Origin of the sequence: Defluviimonas sp. SAOS-178_SWC (assembly GCF_039830135.1) — a bacterium.
Taxonomy (GTDB): domain Bacteria; phylum Pseudomonadota; class Alphaproteobacteria; order Rhodobacterales; family Rhodobacteraceae; genus Albidovulum.
Genome location: NZ_CP156081.1, coordinates 3,386,268 through 3,400,630, shown reverse-complemented (window position 1 = coordinate 3,400,630; position 14,363 = coordinate 3,386,268). Strand labels below are relative to the sequence as shown.

General features: G+C 66.2%; 17 protein-coding genes. 11 read left to right on the top strand and 6 right to left on the bottom strand.

Annotated features, from left to right (window positions below; all coding sequences use genetic code 11):
- The first annotated feature begins 64 nt into the window (after positions 1-64).
- Both V5734_RS17540 and V5734_RS17535 read left to right on the top strand, forming a co-directional pair.
- On the top strand, positions 65-946 hold the full coding sequence (locus V5734_RS17540) for a LysR family transcriptional regulator (protein WP_347310898.1): 882 nt from the start codon (positions 65-67) through the stop codon (positions 944-946).
- Positions 947-953: 7 nt separating this feature from the next.
- The gene (locus tag V5734_RS17535; protein ID WP_347310897.1) at positions 954-1,835 is read left to right on the top strand and encodes a DMT family transporter; all 882 of its coding nucleotides are present in this window, start codon (positions 954-956) and stop codon (positions 1,833-1,835) included.
- A 202-nt stretch (positions 1,836-2,037) separates the two neighbouring features.
- Here the strand turns inward: V5734_RS17535 and V5734_RS17530 are convergent, their stop codons facing one another.
- Positions 2,038-2,361: an ArsR/SmtB family transcription factor gene (locus tag V5734_RS17530; protein WP_347310896.1), complete on the bottom strand. Its 324-nt coding sequence runs from the start codon at positions 2,359-2,361 to the stop codon at positions 2,038-2,040.
- Between the two features lie 281 nt (positions 2,362-2,642).
- Between V5734_RS17530 and V5734_RS17525 the strand changes: the two genes are divergently transcribed.
- From V5734_RS17525 to V5734_RS17505, 5 genes are all read left to right on the top strand, one after another.
- Positions 2,643-2,972, top strand: coding sequence for an AtpZ/AtpI family protein (locus V5734_RS17525; RefSeq protein WP_347310895.1), 330 nt, complete (start codon positions 2,643-2,645; stop codon positions 2,970-2,972).
- Between the two features lie 44 nt (positions 2,973-3,016).
- Complete coding sequence (locus tag V5734_RS17520; RefSeq protein ID WP_347313660.1) at positions 3,017-3,745, top strand: F0F1 ATP synthase subunit A; 729 nt, start codon at positions 3,017-3,019, stop codon at positions 3,743-3,745.
- Between the two features lie 49 nt (positions 3,746-3,794).
- The gene (locus tag V5734_RS17515; protein ID WP_138662497.1) at positions 3,795-4,031 is read left to right on the top strand and encodes a F0F1 ATP synthase subunit C; all 237 of its coding nucleotides are present in this window, start codon (positions 3,795-3,797) and stop codon (positions 4,029-4,031) included.
- Between the two features lie 80 nt (positions 4,032-4,111).
- Complete coding sequence (locus V5734_RS17510) at positions 4,112-4,687, top strand: F0F1 ATP synthase subunit B' (protein WP_347310894.1); 576 nt, start codon at positions 4,112-4,114, stop codon at positions 4,685-4,687.
- Positions 4,688-4,691: 4 nt separating this feature from the next.
- Positions 4,692-5,246 carry a F0F1 ATP synthase subunit B gene (locus tag V5734_RS17505; protein WP_347310893.1) on the top strand — a complete coding sequence of 185 codons (555 nt, stop codon included), beginning with the start codon at positions 4,692-4,694 and terminating at the stop codon, positions 5,244-5,246.
- A 73-nt stretch (positions 5,247-5,319) separates the two neighbouring features.
- Here the strand turns inward: V5734_RS17505 and V5734_RS17500 are convergent, their stop codons facing one another.
- From V5734_RS17500 to V5734_RS17485, 4 genes are all read right to left on the bottom strand, one after another.
- Complete coding sequence (locus V5734_RS17500) at positions 5,320-6,090, bottom strand: FCD domain-containing protein (RefSeq protein WP_347310892.1); 771 nt, start codon at positions 6,088-6,090, stop codon at positions 5,320-5,322.
- 106 nt (positions 6,091-6,196) lie between these two features.
- A complete protein-coding gene (locus V5734_RS17495) occupies positions 6,197-6,859 on the bottom strand; it encodes an OmpA family protein (protein ID WP_347310891.1) in 663 nt (220 codons plus the stop codon).
- 136 nt (positions 6,860-6,995) lie between these two features.
- Positions 6,996-7,844 (bottom strand): bifunctional helix-turn-helix domain-containing protein/methylated-DNA--[protein]-cysteine S-methyltransferase, encoded by an 849-nt coding sequence (locus tag V5734_RS17490; RefSeq protein ID WP_347310890.1) that lies wholly within the window; start codon positions 7,842-7,844, stop codon positions 6,996-6,998.
- An 88-nt stretch (positions 7,845-7,932) separates the two neighbouring features.
- Positions 7,933-8,622 (bottom strand): Hint domain-containing protein, encoded by a 690-nt coding sequence (locus tag V5734_RS17485; protein ID WP_347310889.1) that lies wholly within the window; start codon positions 8,620-8,622, stop codon positions 7,933-7,935.
- Between the two features lie 146 nt (positions 8,623-8,768).
- Here V5734_RS17485 and nth point away from each other — a divergent pair, with 146 nt between their 5' ends.
- From nth to V5734_RS17470, 3 genes are all read left to right on the top strand, one after another.
- Positions 8,769-9,413 carry an endonuclease III gene (gene nth / locus V5734_RS17480; protein WP_347310888.1) on the top strand — a complete coding sequence of 215 codons (645 nt, stop codon included), beginning with the start codon at positions 8,769-8,771 and terminating at the stop codon, positions 9,411-9,413.
- A complete protein-coding gene (locus V5734_RS17475) occupies positions 9,359-10,402 on the top strand; it encodes an adenosine kinase (RefSeq protein WP_347310887.1) in 1,044 nt (347 codons plus the stop codon). The genes nth and V5734_RS17475 overlap by 55 nt, the downstream gene beginning before the upstream one ends.
- A 152-nt stretch (positions 10,403-10,554) precedes the next feature.
- The gene (locus V5734_RS17470) at positions 10,555-11,760 is read left to right on the top strand and encodes a S8 family peptidase (protein WP_347310886.1); all 1,206 of its coding nucleotides are present in this window, start codon (positions 10,555-10,557) and stop codon (positions 11,758-11,760) included.
- Between the two features lie 51 nt (positions 11,761-11,811).
- On the opposite strand, the gene V5734_RS17465 is transcribed toward V5734_RS17470, so the two are convergent.
- Positions 11,812-12,630: a sulfotransferase family protein gene (locus tag V5734_RS17465; RefSeq protein WP_347310885.1), complete on the bottom strand. Its 819-nt coding sequence runs from the start codon at positions 12,628-12,630 to the stop codon at positions 11,812-11,814.
- A 148-nt stretch (positions 12,631-12,778) separates the two neighbouring features.
- Here V5734_RS17465 and V5734_RS17460 point away from each other — a divergent pair, with 148 nt between their 5' ends.
- Entirely contained in the window at positions 12,779-14,356 is a 1,578-nt protein-coding gene (locus tag V5734_RS17460) for a DUF5928 domain-containing protein (RefSeq protein WP_347310884.1), read from the top strand.
- Positions 14,357-14,363 lie beyond the last annotated feature (7 nt).

Below are 14,363 nucleotides of genomic sequence, written 5' to 3'. Positions count from 1 at the left end.
CTGGCGCACATTAAATTGTCGTGATGCGTTCGTGACATTTCGTGAGAATCCAAGGGGATACCGGATGGAGAACTGGGACGAGATCAGAACCGCCTTCCAGGTCGCGCGGATCGGGACCGTTTCGGGCGCGGCCGAGGTGCTCGGCGTCCACCACGCCACCGTGATCCGCCATATCGACGCGCTGGAGGGGCGTCTCGGGGTGAAGCTCTTTCAGCGCCATCCGCGTGGGTATACCGCCACGGAGGCCGGCCAAGAGCTTCTGAAGGTCGCCCAGGCGACGGAGGATCAGTTCGCCCATCTCGCCGCCCGGATCACCGGGACGGCGACCGAGATTTCGGGCGAACTGGTGGTGACGTCGGTGCCCGGCCTCTCGGAACTCGTCACACCGACCCTGGTGCGGCTGCAACACGAATATCCGGGGCTGCGGATCCGGTATGTCAGCGACCCGCGGCTCTTCCGGCTGGAATACGGCGAGGCGCATGTGGCGATCCGCGCCGGCGGCCGGCCGCAGGAACCCGACAATGTGGTGCAGCCGCTCTGCACCCACCGGATCGGGCTGTACGCGTCCGACAGCTATATCGCTCGGCACGGACTTCCGAAGGACGAGGACGACCTGCCGAACCATCGCTTCGTCGGCCCCTCGGACCCCGACAGCCGCGCGCGGTTCCACCGCTGGCTCGCCACAAGGGTGCCGGACGAAGCGATCATCTTCCGCACGAACGAGGCGCGGGTCATGGGAGAGGCGGTGATGGCGGGGGCGGGGCTCGGCTTCCTGCCGGTTCTGGGCGCGCGCGGATTGCCGGGCCTGAGAGAGGCCCTGCCGCTCCGACCGGACTGGGACACGCCCCTTTGGCTCGTCACCCATGTCGATCTGCACCGCACGCCGCGCATCCAGCTTTTCCTCAAGGCGCTGAAGGAGGATGCGCAGCAATGCGGGATGGAGTGACCGGGCGATGAGTCACGCCGCGCGGGGGCATCTGGCGATGCTCCTCTTCTCGGCGCTGGTGGCGGGGTCGTTCTCGCTCGGGGTGCTCATGGCGAACGCCATCTCGCCCGTCGCGTTCACGGCCCTGCGCTTCGTCTTCGCGGCGGCGATCATCGGCGGCGTGGCGCTCGCGACCACGGGGCTGCCGCGCGGGTCGTTCCGGGCGCCCTGGCGCCACGCCGTTCTCGGCACGATCTTCGCGAGCTACTTCGTCCTCATGTTCGAGGGGCTGAAGACCGCGCCGGCGGTCTCGGCGGCGGCGGTCTTCACGCTGACGCCGATCCTTTCGGCAGGCTTCGGCTGGCTCCTCCTGCGCCAGGTGGCGACGCCCCGCATCGCTCTGGCCCTCGCCATCGGGGCAGCCGGCGCGCTCTGGGTGATCTTCCGTGCCGACTGGCAGACGCTCTTGCGGTTCGAGATCGGCCGGGGAGAGGCGGTCTATTTCCTCGGCTGCGTGGCGCATGCGGTCTACACGCCCTTGGTGCGCAAGCTGAACCGGGGCGAGAACCCCGTCGATTTCACATTCGGCATGCTCGTGGCGGGTGCCGTGGTGACAAGCCTCTTTGGCTGGAACGCGATCCGGACCACGGACTGGGCGGCCCTGCCGGCGATCGTCTGGATCACGCTCGCCTATACGGCGGTCTTCGCCAGCGCGGCGACCTTCGTTCTTCTGCAATACGCGACGTTGCGCCTGCCCTCGGCAAAGGTGATGGCCTACACCTATCTCACCCCGTCCTGGGTGATCCTCTGGCAGATCGCCCTTGGCCAGCCGGCGCCAGCGGCGCTGGTCATCGCGGGGGTCGGGCTGACGGCGCTGGCGCTCGCCCTCCTTCTGAACGACGAGGGCTGAACCGGCGCGATCCGGTTGAGCGCGCGTTCCGCGCGCACGCCTTCTGGCACTGCGTGCGGGTTGCCTCCGGCGGGAGTATTTCCGAACAGAAGAAGCCCTCCTTCTGTTTTCAAGTACTGCCCGCGAAGCGGCCCGAGCCCCTTTCGCCCTGGCGAAAGGGGGGAGAGGAACAGCTTGCGCGCGGAAAGCGTGCTCCTTCGGATCAGGGCGGGTTAGGAAGTTCCGTGGCGAGGAAGCGTTCGAAGGCGTCGAAGTCCAGCGGGTCGAACTGGCCGAAGCCCTGGATCCACACGGTCGCGGCGCGCATCGCGTCGGGTTCGAGCTTGCACCACTTCACCCGTCCGCGCTTCTCCTGGCTGATCAGGCCGGCGTCGGCGAGAACCGTCAGATGTTTCGAAATGGCGGCAAGGGACATTTCGAACGGTTCGGCGACATCCGTCACGGCCATGTCGTCCTCGAGGAGCATGGTCAGGATTGCCCGACGGGTCGGGTCGGAGAGGGCTGCGAAGATCGCGTCGAGGGTCATGGCGCCGAAGTGTAGCGGGGCCGGCGGGCCGGGGGAAGCGGGCCCTTCCGGCGCGGGGTCGGATTCCGCCGCGCCGCAAGATGGTCAACCGGAAAGTTGAATATGCCAGCGCGTGCGAAATAACCGCCGGCGCGCGAATGCGGGCATGCGTTCTACGGGGTGTGTTTGCGCAAAATATAACTATATCAATAACTTGTATTGCGTTTCCTGATCCGATTCCCGCATTGACTCGCGGCGCATCCCGCCGTAGCTATCCCGCGACTGACCGAGGGGGCCAATCCATGTCCGGCGAGCCCGATCCAAAGCGTCTGAAGGCGCTGGAGGAAAAGCTCGCCGCGGCGAAGAAGGCCCGTGCTCCGAAGCCCCGCGCCGACGAGCATTACTCGGCCGCCAGCCAGGGCTGGCGCATGGTGATCGAGCTGGTGTCCGGACTGGGGATCGGCTTCGGCATCGGATACGGGCTCGACTGGTTCTTCGGAACCATGCCCGTCTTCCTGGTGCTGTTCATACTGTTGGGCTTCGCGGCCGGCGTGAAGACGATGCTTCGCACCGCCAAGGAGATCCAGGACCAGAAAGGGGCGGAGCCGTCCGCCCGGGACGAAGGGGAATAGACGTGGCGACGGAAGAGCATAGCGAAGGTCTGGCGTTCCACCCGATGGATCAGTTCATCGTGAAACCGCTCTTCGGCGGCGATCACATGGCCTGGTACACGCCCACCAATGCGACCCTCTGGATGGCGGTGACGGTTCTCGCGGTGATCGCGCTCTTCGTGCTCGGCACCCGTGGCCGGGCGATCGTGCCCTCGCGCATCCAGTCCATCGCCGAGATGGCCTACGGCTTCATCCACAAGATGGTCGAGGACGTGGCCGGCAAGGACGGGCTGAAGTTCTTCCCCTATATCTTCACGGTCTTCTGCTTCATCGTCTTTTCGAACTTCCTCGGGCTGCTGCCCAAGGCGTTCACGCCGACGAGCCATATCGCCGTCACCGCGATCCTTGCCATCGCGGTCTTCCTGACCGTGACCATCGTCGGTTTCGTCAAGAACGGGGCGAGCTTCCTCGGCCTCTTCTGGGTCTCGTCGGCGCCGCTTGCACTGCGCCCGGTCCTGGCGCTGATCGAGGTGATTTCCTACTTCGTGCGGCCGGTCAGCCACTCGATCCGACTTGCCGGCAACATGATGGCCGGTCACGCCGTGATCAAGGTCTTCGCGGCCTTCGCGCCGCTCGTTCTGATCTCGGGCGTCGGGATTGCCGTGACGCCGCTCTCGATCCTCGCGATCACCGCGATGTACGGGCTCGAACTTCTCGTGGCCTTCATCCAGGCCTACGTCTTCACCATCCTGACCTGCGTTTACCTCAAGGATGCGCTGCATCCGCACCACTAGGGGTCGGGTTCTCAATTCTAGCCAATTCCAACCGTAAGGAGTGACGAACATGGAAGGCGATATCGTACAAATGGGTGCTTACATCGGCGCTGGCCTCGCATGCATGGGCATGGGTGGCGCTGCTGTCGGTGTGGGCAACGTTGCCGGCAACTTCCTCGCGGGCGCCCTCCGCAATCCGTCGGCGGCTGCCGGCCAGACCGCGACGCTGTTCATCGGCATCGCCTTCGCCGAAGCGCTGGGGATCTTCTCGTTCCTCGTCGCGCTTCTGCTGATGTTCGCCGTCTGAGCCTTTGAGAACCATCCTTACGGCCGGACGGGGGCAGGCGCGCCCGTCCGGGATGTAATCCGGGTTTCGAGGGGGCCGAGATGGCAAACACAACGCAAGAGGTAGCCGAAACGGCGACCGAAGCCGCCGGCCACGCAGCCGAGGCGGCGGGGCACGCTGCCGAATCCGTCGGCATGCCCCAGCTCGATTTCGCGACCTTCCCGAACCAGATCTTCTGGCTCGTGGTGGCGCTGATCGTGATCTATCTGGTGCTGTCGCGGATCGCGCTGCCCCGGATCGGCGGCATCATTGCCGACCGTCAGGGCACGATCACCAACGACATCGCCGCGGCCGAGGAGCTGAAGCTCAAGGCCGAGGAGGCCGAGAAGGCCTATAATCAGGCGCTGGTCGACGCGCGGGCCGAGGCGAACAAGATCGTCGCCGAAGCGCGGGCCGAGATCCAGAAGGACCTCGACAAGGCGACCGCCAAGGCGGATGCCGAGATCGCCGCGAAGGCGGCCGAAAGCGCCAAGCGGATCGAAGAGGTGCGCGCCGGTGCGGCCAAGAACGTCGCCGAGGTCGCCAGGGACACCGCCGAGGCGCTGGTCGCGGCCCTCGGGGGCTCCGCCGATGCGAAGGCGGTCGCGGACGCCGTGACTGCCAGGTTGAAAGGGTGAGGGGATGAAGAAACTCGCAATTCTCCTGAGCCTGACGGCAAGCCCGGCGCTGGCCGCCGGGGGGCCGTTCTTTACGCTCCGCAACACCGATTTCGTCGTGACGATCTCCTTCCTGGTCTTCGTCGGCGTCCTGGTCTACTTCAAGGTGCCGACGCTGATCGGCGGGCTGCTCGACAAGCGCGCCGCCGGAATCAAGTCGGACCTCGACGAGGCGCGGGCGCTGCATGACGAGGCGCGGACGATCCTCGCGTCCTACGAGCGCAAGCAGAAGGAAGTGCAGGAGCAGGCGGGCCGGATCGTCGAGACCGCGAAGCGCGAGGCGATGGCGGCGGCCGAACAGGCCAAGGCCGACCTCAAGGCGTCGATCGCCCGGCGTCTTGCCGCGGCGGAGGACCAGATCGCCTCGGCCGAAGCGGCCGCGGTGCGCGAAGTGCGGGACAGCGCCGTCAATATCGCCGTTGCCGCGGCGGGCGACCTGATCAAGAGCCGGATGACGGCGGCCGAGAAGAACAGCCTGATCGAAAACGCCATCGGCGAAGTCGAGGCGAAGCTGCACTGAACAGCGGCCTGAGGGACAATGAATGAAAGCCCGGCCCCTGCGGCCGGGCTTTTTTTGTACGCCTGCCGAAGGGTCAGTCGCGTTCAGCTTCCTGCGCGATCCTGAGGCGGGCGACGGCCTCGTTGCGCGCGGCCTTGCGGTCGTCGGCCAAAGCCTGGCCGACATAGTCGAGATGGCGTTCCACCGCCGCGCGCGCCGCCGCCGGATCGCGGGAGACGAGGGCGTCGCGCATGGCCCGGTGCTGGTCGAGAAGCGCGCCCCGTGTCATGCGCTGCTTGAACATGATCTGGCGGTTGTAGAAGACCCCCTGCCGCAGAAGGTCGAACATCGAGCGCATCATGTGCAGCATGATCACGTTGTGGCTGGCCTCGATGATTGCCATGTGAAACTCGGCGTCGAGCCGCGCCTCGTCGGCCGGATCGCGTTTGAGATGCGCGGCCTCCATCTTGCGGAAGATCGTGTCGACCACCTCGATATCGGTATCCGAGCCGAGCCGCGCGGCGCGTTCGGCGGCGAGCGCCTCAAGATCGCGGCGGAAGGAGAGGTAGTCGAAGACCGCCTCGTCATGGCTGGCGAAAAGCCGGATCAGCGCCGCCGAGAAGGCCGAGCCGAGAACCTCCGCCACATAGACCCCGGCGCCGGCGCGGGTGGTCAGCAGGCCGGCGGTCTGGAGATCCGCAACGGCCTCGCGCAAGGACGGCCGCGACACGCCGAGACGTTCCGCCAGTTCGCGCTCGGACGGCAGCCGCTCACCAGGGCGCAGCACGCCTTGCAGGATCAGCCGTTCGATCTGGCGCACGACCGAGTGAGACAGCTTTTCCGGCTCGACTTTCTGGAACGGCATGGAACCCCCGGGAATTGGTCAAGATGTATGACCACGGGGGCGAGTTGGCAATGCAAAAGGCCGGGCGCAGGGCCCGGCCTTCGGAGTCTTCGCGATGCCGCTTGGATCATCTGGTCGGGATGATCAGGATCTCCACCCGCCGGTTCTGCGCACGGCCTTCCGGCGTCAGGTTGGAGGCGACGGGCATGTCCTCGCCCCGGCCGTAGGTCACGATGCGACCGCCCGAGACGCCGGCATTTCGCAGAACCGCGCCGACGGCGGCGGCGCGCCGCTGCGACAGGTCCTGGTTGTACGCGGCCGAGCCGGTGTTGTCGGTGTGGCCGATCACCTCGACCCGCGTGTTCGGATAGCGGTTGAGGTTGTCGGCGACCGCGTAGAGGTCGTTCTGGATCGACGGCTGCACGGCGGCGCTGTCGGTGGCGAAGAGGATCCCCTCGGGCATCACGACGCGGAGCTGGTTGCCCTCGTTGATGATCCGCACGCGGCTGTCGCTGATCTCGGCCTGAAGCTCGCGCGCCTGGCGGTCGAGGTTGCTGCCGACGACACCGCCGGCAAGACCGCCGATCGCGGCGCCGACCACGGCACGGTCGAGCTTGTCCTTGCCGCCCTCGCCGGTGAGGATGCCGGCCAGCGCGCCGATGCCGGCCCCGGTCAGCGCGCCTTCCTTGGTGCGCTGGTTGGGGTCGGCCGAATATTGATCGACAGGCGTACACGCCGCCAGGAAGAGTGCGGCGACGGAACCGCCGATGAGATGGGTCGTGATGCGCATTGATGCTGCTCCGGTTTGGAATGCTTGGCCGTTTCGTCCGAGATTAGCCGGTGTTAGGCAATAACGCCCCTATCCAAATCCGGTTCCGGCGGCAATCCGCCCATCACATTCGAGAGAGGTTCGCGCAGGTTGTGCGCTACGCCTCGGCGCGCGCGGCCTCCCAGGCGAGCATCGCGCGCTTGACCGGCAGCCCCCAGTGATAGCCGCCAAGCCCGCCGGACCTGCGCAGCGCCCGGTGGCAGGGGATGAGCCAGCTGACCGGATTGCGCCCGACCGCCGTGCCGACCGCCCGCACGGCCTTCGGGTTGCCGATATGGGCGGCGATGTCGGAATAGGTCGTGACAGTGCCGGAGGGAACCTGGAGGAGCGCCTCCCACACCTTGATCTGGAACGGCGCGCCGATCATGTAGATCGGCGTCGGATCGGCCGATGCCCCGAAGGCCGAGAGCGCCCAGGGCTTCAGCATCATCGGATCCTCGACGAAACGCGCCTTTGGCCAGCGGCCGGCGAGATCCGCCATCGCGGCGTCCGCGCCCGTCTCGCTCGCGAAGGCGATCCCGCAGATCCCGCGTTCGGTTCCCATCACGAGGGCCGGTCCGAACGGGCTGTCGCACCAGCCCCAGTGGATCGTCAGCCCCTCGCCGCCGCGGGCATATTCGCCGGGGCTCATCGCCTCCCAGCGCACGAAGAGGTCGTGGAGCCGCCCCGATCCGGAGAGGCCCGCCGCGTCGGCGGTGTCGAGAAGCGTGTGACGCTCCGCCAAGAGGCGCTTGGCGAGGTCGAGTGTCAGGTATTGCTGATAGCGCTTGGGGCTGACGCCGACCCAGCGCGAGAAAACGCGCTGGAAATGCGCGGGGCTCATCCTCAGCCGGGCGGCGAGGTCGTCGAGCGCGAGCGGCGTGCCACCGGACTCGTCGATCAGGCGGAGGGCGCGGGCAATGACGCCGTAGTGGTAGCGGTCGTCGGCGATGGGTTCGGTCAGCATGGCAGGTCTCCTTGCCGTGGAATCTAGGGCAGGGGGCGGCCTCGCGCGACCCGGAATTTGCGCTTTGCGGCGGTTGGGCGGGATGACCTCAGCTTCCCGTTGCGCGACGGGGTCGGTACGGGACCCGCGCGGCGGGGGCGATGGCCGGGGCGGCACGCGTGAGGTCCTCGGGCCGCAGACGGGGGCGCAGCGGATTGGTGATATCGGCCAGCAAGCTCTCGCAGAGCGCCACGGCCCTGCGCGGGAAGAGCCGGAAGGCGGCGATGGCGGGCAGGCTTTCGACCCAGATCCCGTTGGCGAGCATCAATTCGTGCCCGGCAAGCACAAGATGGAAGAGCCCGCCGGCGGGACGTGTCGGCCCCATGCGGGACAGCGACGCGGCGGGCGCCAATACTTCGGCCGAGCCATGCGCCGCGACAAACCTTGCGCCTTCGACCAGAACGCCGTGATCGGGGGCGAGCCGCAGGCTCTGATCCGGCTGGCCCGGACCGAACTGACCGGCCTCGATCACGACGGTGCTTTGGGGACCGGCACCGGCGGGGCGGCGTCCCTGGCCGATCCAAAGCAGGGGCCGGTAGCCGTTGTCGCGGGTCAGGATGTCGTCGCCGGGGCGCAGCCATTCAAGCGGAACCGGCCCGGCCCGCGTGGCGATCAGCGTTGCCGGCGCGAGGCCGTAGCGGAGCGCCGATGCCTTTAGGGCGTGAGGAGACACCGCCGCCGGCCCCTTGGCCGCGGCGACCAGCCAGTCCCGCCCCTCTTTGCCATTCCATCGCGCCATGCACGTCGATGCCCGCCTGTTTTCCGGCCCAATCCATCGCAGCCAAGGGAAAAATTGCGGTTAACGGATGCCGCGACGGGGAAAACCGCCGCGTTACCTGCCGTGGCCCTTGCCCGCGCGGGCCGGGCCGGGCATATGCCGAAGGCATGGCCAAGCAGCTCGACTACGCGACGATCACCGAAATCTTCCGCCGCTTCCGCGAGGCCGAGGCCGAGCCGAAGGGAGAGCTGGAACATGTCAACGCCTTCACCCTCTTGGTCGCGGTCGCATTGTCGGCGCAGGCGACCGATGCGGGCGTGAACAAGGCGACGCGGAACCTGTTCCAGATCGCCGACACGCCTCAAAAGATGCTCGCACTCGGGGAAGAGGCGCTGACCGAACACATCAAGACTATCGGCCTTTTCCGCCAGAAGGCGAAGAACGTGATGAAGCTCTCGCGCATCCTCGTCGAGGAGTATGGTGGCGAGGTGCCATCGTCGCGCGCCGCGCTGATGACGCTGCCGGGGGTGGGGCGCAAGACGGCGAATGTCGTCCTCAACATGTGGTTCCATTTCCCCGCCCAGGCGGTCGACACCCACATCTTCCGCGTCGGCAACCGCACCGGCATCGCCGCCGGCAAGAGCGTCGAGGCGGTCGAGCGCGCCATAGAGGACAACATCCCGGTGGAATTCCAGCAGCACGCCCATCACTGGCTGATCCTGCACGGCCGCTATATCTGCGTCGCCCGCAAGCCGAAATGCGGCGCCTGCCTGATCCGGGACCTGTGCCCCTACGAGGAGAAGACCCTGTGACCAACCGCTATCAGGTGGTCGGCATCGGCAATGCGATTGTCGATGTCCTGGCCCAGACCGACGAAAGTGCCCTCGATCTGATGGGAATCCAGAAGGGGATCATGCAGCTCGTCGAGCGCGAGCGCGGCGAGATGCTCTATGCCGCGATGAAGGAGCGGACGCAGGCGCCGGGCGGCTCGGTCGGCAACACGATCGCCGGGCTTGGCAATCTGGGCCTGAAGGCCGCCTTCATCGGCCGCGTGCGCGACGACGCGCTCGGGCGGTTCTTCCAGAAGTCGCTGACGGCGGAGGGAACGGATTTCCCCAACCTTCCGGTCGCGGGGGCCGAGCTTCCGACCTCGCGCTCGATGATCTTCGTGACGCCGGACGGCGAAAGGTCGATGAACACCTATCTCGGCATTTCCGCCGAGCTGGGTCCGGATGACGTTTCCGACGATGTGGCGGGTTCAACCGATTATCTCTTCCTCGAAGGCTATCTCTTCGACAAGGACAAGGGCAAGGAAGCCTTCCTGAAAGCCGCGCGCGCCTGCCATCGGGGCGCGGGCAAGGCCGGGGTCGCGCTCAGCGATCCGTTCTGTGTGGACCGCCACCGCGCCGACTTCCGCCGCCTGGTGAAGGACGAGATGGACTATGTGATCGGCAACCAGCACGAATGGGAAGCGCTCTACCAGACCGAGGATCTGGAGGCGGCGCTGGCGCAGGCGCGGGCCGAATGCCCGGTCGTGGTCTGCACACGGTCCGGCGCCGACGTGATCGTCATCCGTGGCGAGGAGCGGGTCGAGGTGCCGGTGCACCGCGTGGTGCCGGTCGATGCGACCGGGGCGGGTGACCAGTTCGCGGCAGGGTTCCTTTACGGGCTGGCCACGGGACAAAGCCTGAAGACTGCCGGCCGCATGGGCTGCATCGCCGCCGCCGAAGTCATCAGCCATTTCGGCGCGCGGCCCGAGGTCGACGTGAAGTCGATGTTCCGCGCGAACCGGCTGATCTGAGCCCGGCGCACCCGTCGACGGCCCGATTGCTCGCCCGGCGCTGGCCGAGCGTGTTTGCCCGACTCGCACAACTTATGATAATGTGACCGCGCTGCCGCCAATCATTTCGGACGGCAGAAAACCGTGTTTCAGGCAATGTATTGGAGAACGTCATGGACAAGTATGTCATCCTCAGGGATGCCAGTCGTGGATTCCGGCCCGAGGGAACCTTTCCTGGCCCGCGTACGTTCGGGGCCGCGCCCAACCGGATCGAAATGCCGCCCGATCCCCGGATCGAGACGGCCGAAATGACCTCGGCCGAAGCGCGCGGAGCGGTGCGCGACCCCGAAGTGCTGGAGATCGCGCGCGCGATGCCGACGCGGCTGATCGCGCCCTTCGATGCCACGGCGGCGGCCTCCGGCACACCGACCTGGGGCGTGACGCAGGTCGGTGCTGCCGCCTCGCCGTTCGACGGCGCGGGGGTGCGGGTCGCGATCCTCGATACCGGGATCGACGCGGCCCATCCGGCCTTCCAGGGCGTCACGCTGATCCAGCAGGATTTCACCGGAAGCGGCAACCAGGACGGCAACGGCCACGGAACCCATTGCGCCGGCACGGTCTTCGGCCGCGACGTCAACGGCACGCGCATCGGTGTGGCGCCCGGCGTCACCGAGGCGCTGATCGGCAAGGTTCTGGGCGATAACGGGTCCGGCAGTTCCGAGATGCTGTTCGATGCGCTGAAATGGGCGTCGAGCCAGAATGCCAAGGTGATCTCGATGTCGCTCGGCTTCGATTTCCCCGGCTTTGCCGATCGGCTCGTGGCGCAGAACAACCTGCCGGTGAAGCTCGCCACCTCGATCGCGCTCGAAGCCTACCGCATGAATCTCAGGGTCTTCGACCGGCTGATGGGCCTGATGCGGGCGATGGCGGATTTCAACGGCGGCACCGTCGTCGTCGCGGCGAGCGGTAACGAGAGCGAGCGCCAGATCGATCCGGATTTCGAGGTCAGCGCCTCGGTTCCGGCCGCCGCAGAAGGCGTGATCTCGGTCGGCGCGCTGGCGGAGGGGGCGAACGGGCTGACCGTGGCGCCGTTCTCCAATACGAACCCGGTCCTGTCGGCACCCGGGGTCGGCATCGTCTCGGCCCGGGCGGGCGGCGGTCTGCGCACGCTGAACGGCACGTCGATGGCCTGCCCGCATGTCGCCGGGGTCGCGGCGCTCTGGTGGCAGGCGCTGGGGGCGGCGAACCTGCCGCTCACCAACCGCGCGGTCGAGGCGCGGCTTTTGGCGAGCGCGGCGCGCGGCGGGTTCGCGCCGGGGGTCGATGCCTCCGATCGCGGGCAGGGCCTCGTCCAGGCGCCGCTGGCGGCGATCTCTTGACCTAGGGTCGCACTGGGCTGTCGGCGCGTTATAAGGCTGCCGTCGGTCCTCTTACTGGCCCAGCTTGGCGTGCACCTCGTCGAGGTCGACCTCGCCCAGCGGCATCTTGTTCGCCGGGTTCTCGAAATCGTATCGGAAGAGCTGGAAGTCGCGCTTGTAGATCTCGTAGACGAGATGCATCGAGAGGTCGTCGAAGTAATCCTCGACCGGGTGGGCGCGCTTGGGTCCGTGCCCCTCGCTCTCGTTGAATTTCGGGATCGTCTTCAGGTTCACCTTCTTCGGCGTCTCGATGTGGTCGAGCACCGTCTGCATCCCTTCGTTGAACTTCTCGGTGAAGAAGATCTGGTCGTAGCGCCCGCCGTTGACGATGAAGGTCGAGATGTGGCCGGACATCGCCGACCAGTGGATGTCCGGCTCCATCGGCCGGCGCCAGCGGATCGTGTCCCGCGCGAAAAGAAGGAAGCGGCGGAAGGACCGGATCTGGTCGAACTGGAAGTCATCCTCGGGCGAGCCGACCTCGATTCCGTATTTCTGCATCAGGGTCGGCACGAGGTTGCCGCGGTAGCGCTTGCCGTTCCGCTGAATGCCGCAGATCTTGTCGAAGAACGAGGACAGGATACGGGTATAGGGATTGCGGACGCAGGTGAAGGCGTAGCTCTTGTGCGCCTTGACGTTGGCCTCGATCAGCGGCTGGCTCTCCTCCTGGCTCCACTTGTGCAGGCCCTGGGTGGAATCGTGGATGTCGCCGTCGAAGAACGCGCCGTGGTCGGAATAGTACATGATCTGGCCGATCGTGGAGCAGGCGCATTTCGGCACCACGCGGTAGACCACGCTTTCGCTTTCCGTCATCCACGTCCCTGGAAACCCCATTCGCTAGTCCCTCACTGGCAATCACCGAGCGCGGTCACACGCTAGGCCGGAATTACGGCGGAAAGAGCAAAGAAACTCTGTCTTTTCAACGTCTGATAACGCTAATTGTCTAAACAATCCATTGTCCGCGGGTTAACAGGTTTCCGAAATGGCAAAGATCGCCTTCATATTGCTGTGCCACAAGGACCCGGAGGGGATCATCAGGCAGGCCGAGCGGTTGACCGCCGCCGGGGATTGCATGTCGATCCATTTCGACGGACGTGCCCCGCGCGACGATTACCGGCGCATCCGCGCCGCCCTTGCCGGGAATGCCAATGTCACCTTCGCCCGCACACGGATCAAGTGCGGCTGGGGGGAGTGGAGCCTCGTCGGCGCCACTCTGAGCGCCGTCGAGGCGGCGGTCGAGGTCTTTCCCGACGCCACCCATTTCTACATGCTCTCGGGCGACTGTATGGCGATCAAGTCGGCCGAATACGCGCATGCTTTCCTCGATGCCGAGGACGTGGACTATATCGAGAGCTTCGATTTCTTCAAATCCGACTGGATCAAGACCGGGATGAAGGAAGACCGGCTGATCTACCGCCATCCGTTCAACGAACGCACCCGGAAGCGGCTGTTCTACGGGGTCTACAACCTGCAAAAGCGCATGGGCTGGACGCGGCCGATCCCGGCGGATCTTCAGATCATGATCGGCAGCCAATGGTGGTGCCTGCGCCGGCGCACCGTCGAATGGGTGCTTGATTTCACGCGGAAGCGGAAGGACGTCATGCGGTTCTTCCGCACCACCTGGATCCCGGACGAGACCTTCTTTCAGACGCTGGTTCGCCATGTCGTGCCCGGCCGGGAGATCCGGGCCCGCACCCTCACCTTCCTGATGTTTTCGGACTACGGGATGCCGGTGACGTTCTACAACGATCACTACGACCTCCTCCTCAGCCAGGATTTCCTCTTCGCCCGAAAGATCAGCCCCGAGGCGCGCGAGCTGAAGCGGCGATTGGGCGATCTCTATGCCTCCGAAGGGGTGCGGTTCCAGATCTCGAACGAAGGGCTGCGCCTTTACAAGTTCCTGGCAGGCCGTGGCCGCGAGGGCCGGCGCTTCGCGCCACGGTTCTGGGAGGCGGAGGCGAGCCTCGGGCACGGGCGCGAACTGATGATCGTCGTGTGCAAGAAGTGGCACGTGGCCAAGCGGCTGGTGGAGCGCGCGCGTCAGGTCACGCAGATCCCCGCCATCGAGTACCTCTTCAGCGAGGAATCGACGCCGCTGCCCGATCTCGGCGGTATCCAGTCGACGGTGGAAAAGCGGGCGCGCCATCGCCGGTCGCTGATGCGGATGCTCTTCGATTACCACAAGAGCGACCGGATAATCGTCTGCATGGACCCGTCCGATATCGACCTGATGCGGGATTTTGCCGCCGACCGGGCCACGACGCGGCTTCTGGAGATCGAGTGCGATTTCGGCGACGATTATCTCGTGGGGCATGCAAGGCGAACGGGTCTTGCCGGCGACCACTCGACGCCAGAATCGCTCGACCGGCTGCTACCGACGATCCGCTACGACCTGCGCCACGAAAGCGACGCGATCCGCGATGCGAATTTCGCCCATCTGCACCGCATCCGGCAGGATGCGCGGCCCGAGGAAAATGCCGTGTCATTGGCGGCGTTTCTGTCTATTCCGGAACCGACCGCCCGCGAGATCGCGGCAATGGATCATCTTTTCGCCGATTGAGGGACAC

Bases quoted from the DNA above. Each gene is read 5' to 3' on its own strand.
- V5734_RS17460 (WP_347310884.1), top strand. From the start codon at position 12,779: ATGGCAAAGATCGCCTTCATATTGCTGTGCCACAAGGACCCGGAGGGG.
- V5734_RS17540 (WP_347310898.1), top strand. From the start codon at position 65: ATGGAGAACTGGGACGAGATCAGAACCGCCTTCCAGGTCGCGCGGATC.
- V5734_RS17530 (WP_347310896.1), bottom strand. From the start codon at position 2,361: ATGACCCTCGACGCGATCTTCGCAGCCCTCTCCGACCCGACCCGTCGG.
- V5734_RS17470 (WP_347310886.1), top strand. From the start codon at position 10,555: ATGGACAAGTATGTCATCCTCAGGGATGCCAGTCGTGGATTCCGGCCC.
- V5734_RS17500 (WP_347310892.1), bottom strand. From the start codon at position 6,090: ATGCCGTTCCAGAAAGTCGAGCCGGAAAAGCTGTCTCACTCGGTCGTG.
- V5734_RS17505 (WP_347310893.1), top strand. From the start codon at position 4,692: ATGAAGAAACTCGCAATTCTCCTGAGCCTGACGGCAAGCCCGGCGCTG.
- V5734_RS17475 (WP_347310887.1), top strand. From the start codon at position 9,359: ATGCGGCGCCTGCCTGATCCGGGACCTGTGCCCCTACGAGGAGAAGAC.
- V5734_RS17485 (WP_347310889.1), bottom strand. From the start codon at position 8,622: ATGGCGCGATGGAATGGCAAAGAGGGGCGGGACTGGCTGGTCGCCGCG.
- nth (WP_347310888.1), top strand. From the start codon at position 8,769: ATGGCCAAGCAGCTCGACTACGCGACGATCACCGAAATCTTCCGCCGC.
- V5734_RS17535 (WP_347310897.1), top strand. From the start codon at position 954: ATGAGTCACGCCGCGCGGGGGCATCTGGCGATGCTCCTCTTCTCGGCG.
- V5734_RS17490 (WP_347310890.1), bottom strand. From the start codon at position 7,844: ATGCTGACCGAACCCATCGCCGACGACCGCTACCACTACGGCGTCATT.
- V5734_RS17525 (WP_347310895.1), top strand. From the start codon at position 2,643: ATGTCCGGCGAGCCCGATCCAAAGCGTCTGAAGGCGCTGGAGGAAAAG.
- V5734_RS17495 (WP_347310891.1), bottom strand. From the start codon at position 6,859: ATGCGCATCACGACCCATCTCATCGGCGGTTCCGTCGCCGCACTCTTC.
- V5734_RS17510 (WP_347310894.1), top strand. From the start codon at position 4,112: ATGGCAAACACAACGCAAGAGGTAGCCGAAACGGCGACCGAAGCCGCC.
- V5734_RS17515 (WP_138662497.1), top strand. From the start codon at position 3,795: ATGGAAGGCGATATCGTACAAATGGGTGCTTACATCGGCGCTGGCCTC.
- V5734_RS17520 (WP_347313660.1), top strand. From the start codon at position 3,017: ATGGATCAGTTCATCGTGAAACCGCTCTTCGGCGGCGATCACATGGCC.
- V5734_RS17465 (WP_347310885.1), bottom strand. From the start codon at position 12,630: ATGGGGTTTCCAGGGACGTGGATGACGGAAAGCGAAAGCGTGGTCTAC.